The sequence below is a fragment of the Archangium sp. Cb G35 genome, from assembly GCF_001896145.1.
GTDB lineage: Bacteria > Myxococcota > Myxococcia > Myxococcales > Myxococcaceae > Archangium > Archangium violaceum.
Genome location: NZ_MPOI01000007.1, coordinates 335,983 through 352,326 on the forward strand (window position 1 = coordinate 335,983; position 16,344 = coordinate 352,326).

At 70.2% G+C, this 16,344-nt stretch carries 6 protein-coding genes; 1 reads left to right on the forward strand and 5 read right to left on the reverse strand.

The genetic code is table 11. The features are described 5' to 3' along the window. Nucleotides 1-13: 13 nt before the first annotated feature. Both BO221_RS22880 and BO221_RS22885 read right to left on the reverse strand, forming a co-directional pair. Nucleotides 14-1,285, reverse strand: a complete 1,272-nt coding sequence (locus tag BO221_RS22880; RefSeq protein ID WP_083681282.1) for an adenylate/guanylate cyclase domain-containing protein — start codon at nt 1,283-1,285, stop codon at nt 14-16. Between the two features lie 60 nt (nt 1,286-1,345). Next, nucleotides 1,346-2,044: a tetratricopeptide repeat protein gene (locus tag BO221_RS22885; RefSeq protein WP_073562605.1), complete on the reverse strand. Its 699-nt coding sequence runs from the start codon at nt 2,042-2,044 to the stop codon at nt 1,346-1,348. Nucleotides 2,045-2,124: 80 nt separating this feature from the next. Between BO221_RS22885 and BO221_RS22890 the strand changes: the two genes are divergently transcribed. After that, nucleotides 2,125-4,527: an endonuclease MutS2 gene (locus tag BO221_RS22890; RefSeq protein WP_073562606.1), complete on the forward strand. Its 2,403-nt coding sequence runs from the start codon at nt 2,125-2,127 to the stop codon at nt 4,525-4,527. A 6-nt stretch (nt 4,528-4,533) separates the two neighbouring features. Here BO221_RS22890 and BO221_RS22895 read toward each other — a convergent pair whose 3' ends face one another. From BO221_RS22895 to rnr, 3 genes are all read right to left on the reverse strand, one after another. Next, entirely contained in the window at nt 4,534-9,831 is a 5,298-nt protein-coding gene (locus BO221_RS22895; RefSeq protein ID WP_073562607.1) for an ATP-binding sensor histidine kinase, read from the reverse strand. 105 nt (nt 9,832-9,936) lie between these two features. Then, a complete protein-coding gene (gene mprF / locus BO221_RS22900; RefSeq protein ID WP_073562608.1) occupies nt 9,937-12,483 on the reverse strand; it encodes a bifunctional lysylphosphatidylglycerol flippase/synthetase MprF in 2,547 nt (848 codons plus the stop codon). A 243-nt stretch (nt 12,484-12,726) separates the two neighbouring features. Then, nucleotides 12,727-16,239: a ribonuclease R gene (gene rnr, locus BO221_RS22905; protein ID WP_073562609.1), complete on the reverse strand. Its 3,513-nt coding sequence runs from the start codon at nt 16,237-16,239 to the stop codon at nt 12,727-12,729. Nucleotides 16,240-16,344: the final 105 nt, after the last annotated feature.

Consider the following 16,344-nt stretch of genomic DNA (forward strand, 5'->3'; position numbering starts at 1 on the left):
CCCCCAAAAACAGTCAGCGGCCGAGCCGCTTCAGGGCCTTCTTCGCGGCCTCGCGCGAGTCACAGCCGAACAGGCCCGGGTCCTCACCAGGGCCGCCGTCCTCGGCCAGGTCCTCCAGCTCGCCGCGAGCGGAGTCCAGCTTCAGGTTGCCCAGCGCATCCGCGGCGTTGACGCGCACGCTGCACTCCGGGTGCTCCAACAGCTCGATGAGCCGGTCCTCCGCGTCACCGTGCTCAGCCTTCACACCGCTCTGGTAGAAGCCCACCGCCTGGCCGGGTGCATCCAGCGCCTCGGCGAGCTGCCCGCGGAGCCAGGCCCGCTCCCCGGGAGATTTTTCCTGGCTGATGAGCTTCTCGGCGTCCTGCACCAGCGCGAGCTTCTCCTTGAGCGGGATCTTCTCCTTGGAGGAGGAGGCCTCGGCCACGGCCTCGATGGCATTCTCCGCGGGGCTGTCCCGCAACACGAAGCCGACGCCGAGTACCAGCGCCAGCACGCCGCCGCCGATCGCCAGCTTGCGCAAGGCGAGCGCGGAGGGACGCCGTCCGGCCTTCACCGACTCGATGACCGTGCGGGTATGGCCCACGATCTGGCCGCCCACGGTGGCCGCGCGAGAGCCCAGGGCCGCCGCGGTGGCGGCCAGGTCCGGACCCGGCACGTGCGAGGACACCGGCATGCGCGAGAGGGCCAGGTTGCCGAAGGGCGGCTGCTCGTTGGAGATCGGCGCCTGGGCCCCGGGCGTCACGTGCACCACGGCGGGCACCTCCACGCGGTAGGGCGCGCGGGGCACCCGGAAGACGCGGATCTTCCCGGGGATGCCCTTGAGCTCGAAGGCGCCCACCTCCTGCGAGGGCACCTCTGCCTTGTTCATGGCCAGGTAGACGGCCTCGGTGAAGAAGACCTCGCCCGCCTCGGCGATGGCCTCCACCCGGGAGGCGATGTTCACCGGCTCGCCGAAGACGTCGTTGGGCTCGACCCGCACCTCGCCCACGTTGATGGCCACGCGCACATCCAGCCGCTCGGCCTCGAGCACCGAGCGGTTGTACTGCCAGAGCCGGTCCTGGATGGCCATGCCGCCGAGCACGGCCTGGGTGGGCGACTCGAAGGTGACGAGGAAGGCGTCCCCGATGGACTTGATGATGCGGCCGCCAAAGGCCTTGAACACCGGCGTGAGCAAATCGTGGTGCACCTTGAGCAGGCGCTGATTCTGCTCGAGGGTCTGCCGGCTGGTGCGCTCGGTGAACCCTTGGATGTCGGTGAACACGATGGCGAGGTTGGCGGTCTTCAAAGCGGGCGCAGTGTATGCAGTGGCGCCTTCCACGCAATCACAGAGGAAACGAAAGGTTTCCTACCGGCGCGACGGGCGCAGAGGACGCATCCTCTTGGGGGGAGCAGGCGGCTCCAGGCTCGCCCGCAGCCTCGCCGCGAGTTTCGCCCGGCCCGTGCGCTCGTAGAGGTCCACCAGCCGACGGATGACCAGGGGGTTGGTGGGCTGCTCGTCCTTCAAGCGGAGCAGCTCCTTCTCCGCGTCCTCCGCCCTGCCCTGCTCCTCGATGGCCCGGATGAGTTGGAGGCGCACCTGCACCCACTCGGGGCGGGAGCGGGCGAGGAAGCGGTAGTGGAGCTCGGCCTTGAGCCAATCACCCAGGGAGGCCCAGAGGCCGGCGAGCCGGAAACGAGCATCCTCGTAGGAGGAACGATAGAAAACGGCCAGTTCAAGGGAGCGGGCCGCTTTCAGGGGGTGTCCCCGTTCCTCCCACAACAACCCGCGCAGGTAATGGACCCGGGGGTTGTCGGGGGCCACGGCGGCGGCGACGTCGAGGTGGGTCTCCGCCTGGTCCAGGTCTCCCCCCAGCTTCAGCAGGAGCCGGGCCGCCTCCAGCCGGGGGAGTGCCTCGGCGGGCCAGACGCGCATGACGCCCTGGACGGCTTCCAGGGCCCCGGCGCTGTCACCCGAAGCCTCCCGGGCCAGGGCCGATGTCAGGTCCCCGGGATTGGATGCGTCCATGGCCGCCGCGAGCGTGCCCGCCACCACGAGCCAGAGCATGGCGGGCAGATAGCAGAGCGGGACTGGCTTTCAAAACCCTACCTTCTTCTTGACGGGCGCCCCGGTGGCGCATGAAACCCATGACCGTGCAGATTGCTCAGAGAACGCTCGAAGACCTTGGATTCGCGGATGTGCTCCGCGCCCTCGCCCATCGCTGCCGGACCGAGCCCGGTAGGGAGCGCGCGCTCGCCCGGCCGTTCCTCGATGGCGAGGAGCAGGTGGCGGAGGCCCTGGAGCTGATCGCCGAGGCGCGTCGCCTGGCCCAGGAGCAGTTCTCCCTGCCCCTGGGCGGGGTGACGGATCTGCGGGGCGCGCTGGAGCTGGCCTCGAAGGGCGGCATGCTGGAGCCCCGGCAGCTCATCGCGGCGGCGCAGTTGCTGTTCGCCTTCGTGCGCACCCGTGAGGCGCTGGAGGAGCGGCAGCACGTGGTGCCCCGGCTGGCGGCCATCTCCCGGCGGCTGCCGGTGCTGGAGCAGCTGGCGGTGCGCATCGACCGGAGCTTCGAGGCGGACGGGGAGATCTCCGACCGGGCGAGCCCGGAGCTGCGCGAGGCGCGGGATCGCGTGCGCGGCCTGCACCGGCGCATCAAGGGCTGGCTGGAGGAGAAGCTCCACGACGAGAGCTTCCTGCCGAAGCTGCGGGAGAACTACTACACCATCCGCAATGGCCGGTACGTGGTGCCGGTGGTGTCCAACTACCGGGGCGAGGTGCCGGGCATCGTCCACAACGCGAGCCAGACGGGGCAGACGCTGTTCGTGGAGCCCGAGGGTCTGGTGGGCATGGGCAACGATCTGGCCATTGCCCAGTCGGTGGTGACGGAGGAGGAGCGGCGCATCCTCCAGGAGCTGACGAACCAGCTGGGACGCGAGTCGGCGAAGGTGCTCGAGGGCATCGCGGCGGTGGCGGAGCTGGACGAGGTGGAGGCGGCGGCGGTGCTGGCGGGAGACCTGCGGGCCCACACGCCCGAGTTCTCCGGGGTGGAGGATCTGTCGCTGCTGCGGCTGCGGCACCCGAGGCTGGTGCTGCGGGACACCGAGGTGGTGCCCAACGACGTGGAGATGAAGGGACAGGCGCGGGCGCTGGTGGTGTCCGGTCCGAACGCGGGCGGCAAGACGGTGACGCTGACGGCGGTGGGCCTGTGCGCGTTGATGCTGCGGGCGGGCCTGCCGATTCCGGCGGGCGAGGGCTCGAAGATGCCGCTCTACCGCTCGGTGCACTCGACGGTGGGTGACGCGCAGGACCTGTCTCAGGGCCTGTCCACCTTCAGCGCGCACGTGGTGATGCTGCGCGACATCGCGCTGTCGGTGAACAAGAACTCGCTGGTGCTGATCGACGAGATCGCCGCGGACACGGATCCCCGCGAGGGCGCGGCCATCGCCATCGCGGTGCTGGAGGAGCTGCTGACGAAGGGGGCGGTGGTGCTGGTGACCACGCACCTGGAGGAGCTCAAGGCGCTGGCGCACCTGGATCCGCGCTTCCTCAACGCGCGGGTGGGCTTCGACGCGAAGAAGATGGCGCCCACGTACAAGCTGCAGCTGGGCGCTGCGGGTGCGTCGTCGGCCATCGAGGTGGCGTCGCGGATGGGGCTGCCGGAGCACATCTGCACGCGCGCCCGGGATCTCGCGATGAACGCGGGAGGAGCGCTGGCGAAGGCTTTGGCGGCGGCGGAGGACGACCGGCGCAAGCTGCAGGACGAGCTGGACCGGGCGAAGGTGGCGGCGGAGGAGGCCGAGCGGCTGCGCGCGCAGTTGGAGGAGCAGAAGCAGCAGTTCGAGCGCGAGCGCAAGGCGCGGCTGATGCGCTTCAACGAGGAAGTGGCGGCGGCGAGCGACCAGGCGGCAACCGAGGTGCAGGAGCTGCTGAAGACGCTGCGGGCGCAGTCCAACGAGAAGGCGGCGGCGGACGCGAGGGCGCAGCTGTTGCAGCGGGCGGAGGAGGCGAACCAGCGGGCGAGGGCGGCGAGGGCGGAGCTGTTCCAGGTGGAGGCGCCACCGCCGGCGGAGCTGAGGGTGGGAGCGCGGGTGCGGCACTCGGGATTGAACAAGGACGTGGAGATCCTGGAGGTGCACGGGGATCAGGTGCTGGTGGCGGCGGGCATCATCAAGATGCGCGTGCCGGTGTCGGAGCTGTCGGGCTCGAGAGCGCCGAAGCCGAAGGAGTCGAAGTTCCCGGAGCGCAACAAGCAGGATCAGCACCTGGCGAGGGCGAAGGCGGCGGCGCCGGAGGCGGTGGAGGCGACGAACTACCGCTGCGACATTCGCGGCATGAGGGCCGAGGACGCGCTGTCGGAGGTGGAGTCGTTCCTGGACCGGGGGATGAGGAGCGGCGAGGAGGCGGCGCTGATCATCCACGGACACGGCACGGGAGCACTGCGGCAGGCCATCCGCGACTACCTGGCGGCATCGCCGTACATCCGCATGTTCCGCCCGGGAGAGAACCACGAGGGCGGAGACGGCGTGACGGTGGTGGCGCTGAGGGCCTGAGGCCTCTCAGTCCAGCGCCTCCCCTCCCCCATCGAGCGGCAGCTCGAAGATGGCGGTGGCGCCCTGACCCAGCCCCTCGCTCTCCAGGGAGAGGCTTCCGCCCAGGGCCCTCGCGGCCAGGGCGCTGGAGTGCAGGCCCAGCCCATGGCCCCCCTCGCGCGTGGTGAATCCCTGGGAGAACAGCCGCGCGCGATTCTCCGGGGCGATGCCCACGCCATTGTCCACCACCAGGATGCGCGCCATGCGGCCCACGGCCTCGAGCCGAAGGTGCACGTGGCGCTGTCCCTCCGGGAGCATCTTCACGGCCCTCTTGGCGTTGCTGATGAGGTTGATGAGGATCTGCAACACCTTGTGTTTGTCCACCCGCACCGGAGGAAGCGCGGCGAGCTCCTGGGTGACGGTGACGCCATGGCGCTGGAGCGCGGGCATGAAGATGCGCAGGGCATCCTGGACGAGCCCCGAGAGCTCACACTCCTCGGTGAGGAGGGTGCTGCCAGCGTAGTTCTGCTGGATCTGCACGATGGCCCGGATGTGCTCGATGTGCATGCCCATCGAATCCATGCCCTCGCGCAGCGTGGTCTGCTCGCGCAGCAGCTCGTCGGCGAGCACGGAGAGGTAGTCCAGCAACTGCATGCCCCGCGGATGCCGGGAGAGGAAGTCCGCCAGCGCATGACGGTGCTCGGCGAGCAGGGTGGTGGCCTGCTTCAACCGCCCCACGCGTGAGGTGTCCACCGTCTGGCGCAGCACCTGATGGTTGATGACGGCGCTGGTGAGGACGTTGCCCACGTTGTGGAGCACGTTGGCGGCCACCTCGGCCATGCCGGCGATGCGGGCCGTCTCCAGCAGGCGGGACTGGGCCTGCTTGAGCTCCCAGGTACGCTCCTCCACCCGCTTCTCCAGCTCGTCATTGGCGCGTCGCAGGGCGGTCTCGGCGCGCTGGACATCGGCGTACAGCCGCGCGTTCTCCACGGAGATGGCGGCCTGGGAGGCGAGGTGGTCGAGCAGGGAGAGGCGGGCCGGCGTGAAGGCGTCGGGGGCGAGGTCGTTCTCCAGGTACAACACGCCGCGGAACTCCTCCTGGCGCAGCAACGGCAGACAGAGCACCGAGCGGGCCTGGCCGCGCGCGAGCCAGGAGTCGGCCGCGAACGGGTGCGGCTGGGAGGCATCGCCGATGAGCACGTGTTCCCGCGTCCGCTTGACGTAGGAGATGAGGGACCAGGGCAGGCGTGGCTCGTCCGCGTCCTCGGTGGAGTCCTCGGAGGTGGTCCCCGCGAGCGCCACGACCTGGAGCGTGTCACCGCGCGGCAGCAACAGGGCACCGCGCTGGGCTCCGGCGTTCTCGATGGCGACGCGCAGCAGCGTGGTGGCCATCCGCTCGAGGACGATCTCCCCGGAGATGGCCTGCTGGGCCTTCACCAGGGTGAGGACATCGAGCTGAGTCGAGGTCGTATCCGTGTCGGTCCCCTCGGAGTGCCCGGCGGAGGCCAACAGCGGCCACTCGATGTCCAGGTGCTGGACCTTCCCGTTCGCCCCCCAACGCACGTAGGCGTCCCGGGCCTTGCGGGCATAGGCCTCGGCGAGGGTGGGAACCTCGCGCTCCCGCCAGAAGCGCGCGGCCAGCTCACACGCCAGGGCCGCGTTCTGGACGAAACCATGCTCGCGGGCGGACTGGTGGGCCTGCTCGTAGGCACGGAGGGCCTCCCCCTCCTGACCGGAGAGCCGGGCCAGCTCCGCCGAGACCAGGCGCTCGGGACCGCGGAAGGTCGAGGGGCAATGCTCCGCCCACTCCGCGAGCTGCCGCTGGTGAACGCGAATGTCCTCGAGGGCCCGCCGCTGCTGCTCGGGAGCCATTCCCCCGTGGCAGGCGGCGAGGCTCAGCGCGCGGAAGAAGTGCAGCTCCAGGCTCGGGAGCAGACCCAGGCAGGCCCAGCGCAGCTCGAACGACCTCTCCACGGCCTCGAGGGCCTCCGGGTACGCACCGCGCAGGAAGCGCGACTGCGCCTGGGTGAGCCAGTACCAGAACCGCGTGGTGCTCTGGTTGGAGGGCAGCTCGGCCTCGAAGCTCTCCTCGTCGAAACCCTCCCCGCTCAGCGAGTCGAACGAGGGCGTGAGCCCGCGCAGCTGCTGCACGTAGCGCTGCGTGAAGTGGATCACATCCCTCACGCCCACGAAGCCCGCCTTGCTCACGAAGTCCAGGCGGGCGATCGACTCCTGGTAGACCTCGTCCAGGGGGAGCCCCAAGGTGAGGCGGTTGGTGACGAGGTGACAGGCGGAGAAGCAGGCGATGTGGATGTCACTGGCCTGGAGCGCGTGCTGAAAGGCCCTCTGGGCCAGCTCGAGCGAGAGGGAGAGCGGCTCGGTCCAGCAGTTGGCCAGCTGCAGGGTGTGAAGCGCCTTGCCGCGAAGGGCCGTCAGTTCGTAACGCTCCACGAGCGCATGGGCGAGCTGGCAGAAGGCCTGACCCTCCTGGTACCGCTTGAAGGAGTGACCCACCATGGCCCCGTACCAGGAGTACCCATGGACGGACGCGGGGGTGTGGCCGTGGCGCAGACTCAGCGAGACCATCCGGCTGAGATGGAGGATGAGCAGCGAGGGGCTCAGGAAGAACGCCGGCGCGAACAGGGCGCCGAGGACGTTCATCATCGCCTCCATGTCCGGATCGTTCACCAGGGGCAGCTCGATGAGGCTCGCGATGGGCCGCTCCCCCAGCAAGGCCCACACCTCGGCGTTGGCCGTCTCCACTTCCTCCCAGGCGGGGAAGGCCGGCATCGGCATGCCCATCCGCTCCAGGCACTCCAGCAGGCAGGTGACGGCCTCCAGGTGCTCATTGGAGATGAGGTGCAACTCACTCTTCAGCCGGCAGACACCCGCCAGCTCCGGGAAGGTGCGTGCCCGGGGAAGGAGCGCCTCCACCAGCTGGCGGGCCTCGGCGGCGTTGCCGCTCATGAACTCGCAACCCGCCTGGGCGAGCCGGACCTCGAAGGCCAGTCTGGCATCCAGCGCCCACGGTTCCTCTGACAGGTGCTGGAAGGCCGCGGCGAAGTAGGTGGCGGCCGAGCGGAACGCGGTCGAGTTCCGGGCCTTTCCACCCGCCTCGGCGTTCAGCCGCGCGGCGCGGCGGCGCTCCTCGGGCTCGTGGATCAGCTCCGCCCCGTCGTTGAGCTGCCTCACCACGTCGAAGATCTTCTCGTGCACCTGCTGCGGGGACAGGCTCGCCAGCATCAGCCGGCCGATGCGCAGGTGGACGGCCTTGCGCTCCTGCTCGGGGATGAGGGCATGGGCCGCCTGCTGGATGCGATCATGGAGGAACCGGTACTGCTCCGGGCCGCCGCGCACCAGCAAGCCCTCCTGGAACGCGGGCTCCAGGCTCCGTTCCACCGAGCCGGGCTCGGACTGGTCGGAGATGATGGTGAGCATTCCGGCGGAGAAGGTGTTCCCCACGCACGCCGCCAGACGCAGCAGGTGCTGGGTCACCATGGGGAGCTGACGCAGCTTGCCCACCATGAACCCGACCACGTTGTCCGAGTAGCCCTTCGCCCGGACGCCCTCCGCATCCCAGCGCCACGTGCCCTGGGGCGTGCGCGCCAGCAGGCCATCCTGGTGGAGCGTCCGCATGAACTGCAGGATGAAGAAGGGATTGCCCCCGGTCTTCTCCTGGACGAGCCCCGAGAGCGGCTGGACGAGCCCCGAGTCCGCCCCGGGCAGTGTATCGGCGACGAGCTGCTGGAGCTCCTCCATGCGCAGCGGCTCGAGCTGGAGCTCCGCGAGCTGCGCGCCGGCCTTGCGAAGCTCCTCCAGCAGGCACACCAGGGGGTGCGAGGGGCTGACCTCGTTGTCGCGGTAGGCCCCGATGAGCAGCAGCGGCGGCGTCTCCGGGTGGGTGAGCAGGTGTTTGATGAGCCGCAGGCTGGCCCCATCCGCCCACTGAAGATCATCCAGGAAGAGGACCAGCGGATGCTCCGGGGTGGCGAACACGCCGAGGAACTCGCGGAACACCCGGTGGAAGCGGTGCTGCGCCTCGGAGGCGGGCACCTCCAGCACCGCCGGCTGCCGGCCCGCGATGAGCTCGAGCTGGGGCACCACGTCCACGAGGAGCTGACCCTCTCCGCCCCAAGCCTTCTCGAGACGCTCGCGCCACCTCTCCAGCTCCGCGTCGGTGCCCGACAGCAGTTGCTGCGTCAGCCCGCGGATGGCCTGCGCCAGGGTGGCGTAGGGGATGTCCTGTTGAAACTGATCGAACTTCCCACTCAGGAAGAAGCCGCGCCGTTGCACCACCGGCTTGTGCAGCTCGTGCACCACCGAGGACTTGCCGATGCCGGAGTAGCCACGCACCAGCATGAGCTCGGGCCGGCCGCCCCGGGCCACCCGCTCGAAGCCCTGGAGCAGGGCCGCGGCGTGCGAGGCCCGTCCATAGAGCCGCTGCGGCAGTTGGAAGCGGCTGGGGAAGTCGTGCACCCCGAGCAGGAAGTCCTCGTGCGCGCCCCGGAGCAGGCCCTCCTGGCACCGCTCGAGGTCGGCCTTCAGTCCATCGGCGCTCTGGTAGCGCTCCTCGGCCACCTTGGCCAACAGCTTCATCACGATGGCGGACAGGGCCGGAGGCAGGCCCGGGACGCGCTCCAGCGGTGACTGGGGAACCAGGGCCAGATGGGCGTGGAACCACTCGAGCGCATCCCGCCCATGGAAGGGACGGCTGCCCGTGAGCAGCTCGTAGAGCGTGACTCCCAGTGAATAGAAGTCGGTGCGGTAATCCACCGAGCGGTTCATGCGCCCCGTCTGCTCCGGGGACATGTAGGCCAGCGTGCCTTCGAGCAGGGGGGCGGGAGCCGCCTCCACATGCTCGACGAGGTGGAGGGTGGCGGTGCCGAAGTCGATCAGGCACGCCTCCCCCGAGGGCATGAGGATGATGTTGGAGGGCTTGATGTCCTTGTGGATGACACCGCGCCGGTGCAGCTCCGCCAGGGTCGAGGCCAGGGAGATGGCCAGCTTCAGGACGCGCGCGGGCTCGAGCGGCGTGCCGGAGAGCTCGGACAGGGCGGTGCCTTCCATGGCCTCGAGCAGGAGCACCGGACGCTCGTGGATCCGCTCACAAGCGTGAGGACGGGTGACGCCCCCCACGTCCCGCAGACGCTGGAGGATGGAGAACTCCCGCTGGTAGCGCTCGCTCTCGCGAGCACCTGGGGAGGAGGCCGTGGGCGTCTTGAGGATGAGGGGCAGACCATCGGTGTCGCGCACCGCGTGGAACAGCAGGTTCGACCCGGTGGCCTTGATGGCCGCACGGAGTGTGTAGCCGCGAATGTGCAACATACGAGAAGAGACCCCCCCGGCCCGGCCCAGGGCTTCTGCTCACGGGGGCCTTCGAGCAGGATACCGAAGAGGGATGGGGCAAAGGAAATCCAGCCCCCCGCTTCCTCACCGTGCAACCACTCCACCAAGACCCCGGGACACCAGCGAGGCCACACCCGTGAGCACACCCGGCAACGCCAGCCCACCGGGAGACGCCAGGTAACGCGGAGTCCAGACCGGACGGAACTTGTCCTTGTACTGGCGCAGCCCCTGGAAGTTGTAGAAGTGCTCGCCGTGCCGGAAGAGGAGCGCTCCCAACCGGTTCCACACGGGCGCGAGACCGCGCTGCTCGAAACCGCTGAAGGGCGCCATGCCCAGGTTGAAGCGGCGGAAGCCCTGCTCGCGCCCCCACTGCATGAGCGAGGCGAAGAGAAAGTCCATCACCCCATGTGGGCTGCCCGGCTGGTAGCGCATGAGATCCACGCTCAGCTCCTCCTTCACCTCGGGAGCCCACATGTTGGCGAACCCCACCAGCCTCCCCTCGTGGCGGACGACCGCCAGCGGCCCTTCCGCCAGATAGCGCGGTGCGAAGTAGCCCAGGCTGAAGCCCTTCTCCCGCGTGTGCTTCTCCTCCAGCCACGCATCCGAAATGGCCCTCAGCTGGGGCAGCAGCTCCGGCACCGCCTGGGGAGGCAGTACCTCGAAGACGTAGCCCTCGCGCTCCAGCTTGTGCACGCTCTGGCGCAGGGACTTGCGCGCCGGCCCCTCCAGGCTGAAGTCCGCGAGCGGCACCGTGGCCTCCTCGCCCAGCTTGAGCAGGGTCAGCCCCAGGTCCAGGTAGCGCGGCAGCGCACCAGGACCCACCTGGTAGAAGCACGCCTGGCCGTGGTGCCGATCCGCCAGCTCGAGGAAGCGCCACGCCAGCTCCGTGGCGTCCTCGGGCGGGCCCACGGGGTCTCCCATGCACACCCAGCTGCGGCCGGAGACGCTGTACATGAGGAAGGCCGTGCCCGACTCGTTGAACAACAGCGGCTTGTCGCCCACCAGGGCCAGATACGCACTGGACTCGGGCGAGTGCGTCACCAGTGGGCGCACCCGCGTCAGCTCCTCGGGAGTGGGCGGATGCGTGCGGACTCTGGCCGGCTTCAGCAACATCCCCATGCCGGACACCAGCACCAGCCCCAGCACTCCCACCGTGGCGCGCAGGAAGCGCGGCGCATCCCCGCCGAAGGTGAACTGCCACCACAGCTCCTGGCTGTAGGCGACGTGCCGGTACGAGAAGAAACCCAACCAGACCGAGACGCCCACCACCGCCACCGTGGCCAGCAACCACCCCGGACTGAAGGCCTCCGCGAGCAGCGAGGTATGCCGGTAGAACTGCCGATGGAAGGGCGCCAGCGCCACCGCCAGCACCAGCAGCAGCGCCGCCTCCTCGTAGTCCACGCCCTTCACCACGGAGAACACCGCACCGGCCACGAGCAGGACCTGCGTCAGCACATACGCCCCATCCAGCCGCCGCTGGAGGCCGCGCGCCAGCAGCAGCAACGAGATGCCGGCCAGGCTGCCCAGGAAGTGGGACACCTCCAGCAGAGGCAGCGGCACCAGGTGGCGCAGCACGGTCATACGCTCGGACACGGTGGGCGTGGCGCCGGAGAACAGCAGCACCGTGCCCGCGATGAAGGCCCCGGCGGAAGCCACCCACGGCACCACCGGTGAGAACGAGGTGTGCACCACCTTCGCCAGCCGCGTCAGGTGCTGGCGGCGCTGAAGCAGCTCGTTGCCCGCGAGCATCAGCGCCGCCACGGAGAAGGGCACCAGGTAATAGACGATGCGATAGACCAGCAGCACCCCTACGAGGTGCGCGGATGACACATGGGGAGACAGCGCGGCCAGCATCACCGTCTCGAAGACTCCGAGGCCCGCGGGCACCTGGCTGGCGATGCCCGCCAACTGGGCCAGCGCGAAGAGCGCCACGATGGACGGCAGGGACACCCCGGAGCCCGGCGGCAGCAACACCCACAGCACCGACGCCGCCAGCATCCAGTCCGCGCACGACACGGCGAGCTGTCCCAGGGCACGCCGGAACGCCGGCAATGACAGCTCCAGCCCGCGCACGCGCAGCGGCTTCCGGACGAGCGCGCAGGCCACGAAGTAGCCCAGGAGCAGCACCCACAGCCCCGCGCCCAGGGCACGCGCCAGTCCCGGCGCCAGCGGCAGCACTCCGCCGCCTCCCTCCACCAGCAGCGACGTCCCCGTCACCGCCGCCAGGCCCACCCAGAAGGTGAGCGCATTGAAGGTGGCCACCTGCGCCACATCCAGCGCGGTGAGCCCCCACGCGGAGTACAGCCGGTAGCGCACCGAGCCTCCGCTGAGGAAGGACAGGCCGAGGTTGTGTCCGAACGCGTAGCCAACGAAGGAGGTGAAGCCCACGCGTGCATACGGGAGCTTCCGCCCCACGTGACCCATCGCCAGCACGTCATACAGCGTGAGGGCGAAGTAGTTCACCGCCGTGAGCGCCAGGGCCAGCAGGATGTGGCCGGTGGAAATGGACGCGAGCCCCACCGCCACGTCGCCGCGGTGGAAGTGCGACAGCTCGCGGTGCAGGACGTAACCCGCGGCTCCCAGCAGGGCGAGCGGAAGCAAGGCGAGGAGGAGCCGTTTCACCCTCTGCATCCGGCGCTCCGGGAGCCGCTAGGTGGCGATGAACAGCGCGAACGCGATCCAGGCGAGGCTCTTCAGGTCCATGGGCGCCTCCTGGCTGGAAGGTGGGGACCCTCCCCCGGACCGGAAGCATGGGTCGTCCGGCCCGCTCCCAGGGGACTCGACGTCTCCTCCGCCCGCCTGGCCGCATGCGGACGCGCTGGGACGATGGAGCCCCGGGTGGGCCCCACCGTCCTGGATCGCTCGCCGCGCCTGCTACTTCTTCGCCTTGCGCGAGGAAGCGGTCTTCTTCGCCGCGCCCTTCGCCTTGGCTCCACCGGCGGGGCGGGCCTTCGACGCGGCACGGGCCTTCACGGCCGGGGCCTGCTTCTTCGAGGCAGGCGCCTTCTTCGCGGCCGGAGCCCGAGCCGTCTTCTTCGCGGCGGCCTTCTTCGCGGCGGGAGCCTTCTTCGCCGCCGCGGCCTTCTTCACGGCGGGAGCCTTCTTCGCGGCAGGCGCTTTCTTCGCGGCGGCGGGAGCCTTCTTCGCGGCCGTGACCTTCTTCTTCGCCCCTGCCCCACCCTCCGCGGCCTTCTTCACGGCGGGGCGGGCAGCCGTCTTCTTCTTCGCGGCTCCAGCAGCGGCCTTCTTCTCACGCGAGGGCTTCTCCGTGGGGGCCGGCGCGGCCTCTTCTGTCCCTTCGCGCGCATCCAGGGCGGCCAGGGCCCGGACGCGATCGAAGCCCGCGGGCGCCGTCGGAGTGAAACGCTCCACGATCTCCACGGACTCGGTCTGCCGCTCCACGGTGGGAGGAGCCACCCGCGCGGTCTCGCCCTGGACGGCCGGAGCCAGCGCCGCGGCGGCCTCCTCGGCCTCCCGTTTGCGCAGTGCCTCGGCCTCGGCCATCGAGAGCTCGGCGCGCTCGGGGCGAGGGCCCCACCGCTCTTCCCGGGCCCGCTCGCGCTCGGCACGCCGGGCCTTCTTGCGCTCCTGCCGGCCCTGCTCCCGCTGCGCCTCGAACTCCTCCCTGCCCGCCTGCTGGAGGGCCTGCACGGCCCGGCCAGCGACCTCGAGGGCCTCGAACTCGATGCGCCGCAGGGCCAGGTTCACGTTGACGAGCCGCACCCGGGCCTTCTGTCCCACGCGCACCCGGAAGCCGCCCGGCAGCGTGAAGGAGTGCAGGTTCTTGTCGAAGCGCGTGCCGAAGCCGAGCGAATCGGCGCGGACGAGCCCCTCCACGTGCACCTCGTCGAGCTCCACGAAGAAGCCGAACTCGACGAGCCCGGCGACGGTGGCATCGAACTCCTCGCCCAGGCGGTCCTTCATCATCAGGGCCGCGTAGAAGGAGACGACCTCGCGCTCCACCTGCATGGCGGCGCGCTCGCGCTCGGAGCTCTGCGAGGACATGTCCTCCAGCCGCTGCTCCTCGCGCTCGAGCTGTGCCGGAGAGCGCTCCTGTCCACCGCGGGCCCAGTGCGCCTTGAGCAGCCGGTGGACGAGCAGGTCCGGGTAGCGGCGGATGGGCGAGGTGAAGTGCAGGTAGTACTCGGCGGCCAGGCCGTAGTGGCCGATGTCGGAGGCCGTGTAGACGGCCTGCATCATCGAGCGCAGCAGGAGCTGATTGAGGGCGCGCTCCTCGGGGTGGCCCTGCAGCTGGGCCATGAAGGCATTGAGCTTCTGGGGGGAGATCTCCTCGGCCTGGAGGCGGAAGCCGTAGGCCTGGGCGAGCTGGGCGAAGACGGCCAGCTTCTCCTCGTCGGGCTCACCGTGGTAGCGGTAGACGCTGGGCAGGCCCAGGTCGGCGAAGAACTTCGCCACCGCCTCGTTGGCGGCGAGCATGCACTCCTCGATGAGGCGGTGGCTGTCCTTGCGCTCGCGGCGCTCCATGCGCGAGGGCATGCCGTCCTCGCCCATCATCACCTTGTGCTCGGGCAGGTTGAAGTCGATGGCGCCGCGCTCCTTGCGCATGCGCATCAACACCCGGGCCAGCTCCATGAGCCGCTCGAAGTGGGGCTTGAAGGCGTTGCGGTGGGGGACGTCCTTGCCGTCCAGCACGTCCTGCACCTCGTTGTAGGTGCAGCGGGCGTGGCTGCGCATGACGCCCGGGTAGATCTCACTGGAGACGAGGTGCCCGCGCGAATCGAGCACCATGTCGGCCACCATGCACAGCCGGTCCTCGTCGGGACGCAGCGAGCAGATGCCGTTGCTGAGGCGCTCGGGGAGCATGGGCAGCACGCGGTCCGGCAGGTAGACGGAGGTGGCGCGGCGCAGGGCCTCGGCGTCGAGCGCGGTGCCCTCGCGCACGTAGTGCGTCACGTCGGCGATGGCCACCACGAGCCGCCAGCCCCCGGAATGGGGCTCGCAGTAGACGGCGTCGTCGAAGTCACGGGCATCCTCTCCGTCGATGGTGACGAGCGGCATCTGCCGCAGATCGCGCCGCTCCTCCCCGCGGGCCTCTTCCTCGCTCACCACGGGGCGGATGCGGTCCGCCTCGTCCATGACCTCGGGAGGGAACTCGTCGGAGAAGCCCTGCGAGTAGGCGATGGAGAGCACCTCGTTGCTCGGGTCTCCAGGCTTGCCGATGGAGCCGGCGACCTCGCCATAGAGGCCCTCGCCCGGCTCCAGCAGCTCCGCGCCGATGCCGAGCCGCACCTTCACCACGTCGCCGTCCCGCGCCATCTGGGTGGGCGGGACGCGGATCTGGCCCTGCGTCTGGAGGTTCTTGTCGTAGGGGATGACGAAGGCCTGGCGCTTGCCGTGCTCCACGTAGGTGCCCACGGCGAGCTGCCGGGTACGGCCGACCACCTGCAGCAGGCGGCCCTCCATGCGTCCGGGACGGCCCCAGGCCTCGACGATCACCCGGTCATTGTCGAGCGCCCGCGCGGCCTCCTGCGGCGGCAGGAAGATGTTGTCCCCCTCGCCCGAGCTGGGGTGGACGAAGCCGTAGCCATCCCGATGCACGTGGAGGATGCCCTCGATGGTGGAGGTCTCCTGACGGCGATCCTGCTCGAAGCGGCCACCGCGCTGGCCGGGCCCACCGCGCTCGTCCCGGGCGAAGCGGCCCCGGGGCTCGAAACGGCCCTGCTTCTCGAAGCGTCCACCGCCGGGCCGCTGCTGCGAACCGTAGCCACCACGCTGGGGACCGGAACCACCGCGCTGGGGACCGGAGCCACCACTCCGGGGCTCGAAACGGCCACCGCGCTGGCCGGGCCCGCCACGCTCATCCCGGGCGAAACGGCCGCCGGGCGCGGGTCCCCGCTGCTCCGACGGACCGCGCGGCGGAGGCCCACCGCGCTCGTCCCGGGCGAAGCGATTCTGGGGCTCCATGCGGCCCTCGCGCACGAAGCGGCCCCGAGGCTCGGGCGTGCCCTCCTTGGAGAACCGCCCCCGGGGCGCGAAGCGCGGATCCAGCTCGGAGCGGCCCTCCTCGCGGGGGCCACCGGGCCGGCGGTCGTCGCGCCTCTCCTGTCGCCCGGCCTCCGGACCCCGCTCCTCTGGAGCGCGGCCCCGCCAACCACCGGGCCCCTGCTCCTCGCGCCCGCGCCGGACATGGGGCGGTTGCGCCCGGCCGTCCCCATCGCCTCCAGGTGAAGCTGGCCGCTCGCCCCGCAGGCGGAAGCGCTTGCCCTCCTTGAGCAACTCGCCGCTGCGCACCATGTCCCGGAGGGTGCGCTTGAGCTGGGTCTGCTGACCGGGGTGGAGATGGGTGAGCTTCAACAGCTCCTTGATGCCGAGTGGTTGCTTGGACTCGGCCAGGTGTCGCTTCACGTCACGAGGAAGATCGGTCACGAGAGGTCCCGAATCAGGAAGCCCAGCGGGCGGCCCTGAAAAAAGTAAGCCCGGCGGGTCCCACTTGGGACCCCCGGGCGGAAGGACGATGACGCGTGGATGGGC

Excerpts from the sequence above, each read along its gene's own strand:
- BO221_RS22885 (WP_073562605.1), bottom strand. The coding sequence starts at position 2,044 with ATGCTCTGGCTCGTGGTGGCGGGCACGCTCGCGGCGGCCATGGACGCA.
- BO221_RS22890 (WP_073562606.1), top strand. The coding sequence starts at position 2,125 with ATGACCGTGCAGATTGCTCAGAGAACGCTCGAAGACCTTGGATTCGCG.
- BO221_RS22895 (WP_073562607.1), bottom strand. The coding sequence starts at position 9,831 with ATGTTGCACATTCGCGGCTACACACTCCGTGCGGCCATCAAGGCCACC.
- mprF (WP_073562608.1), bottom strand. The coding sequence starts at position 12,483 with ATGCAGAGGGTGAAACGGCTCCTCCTCGCCTTGCTTCCGCTCGCCCTG.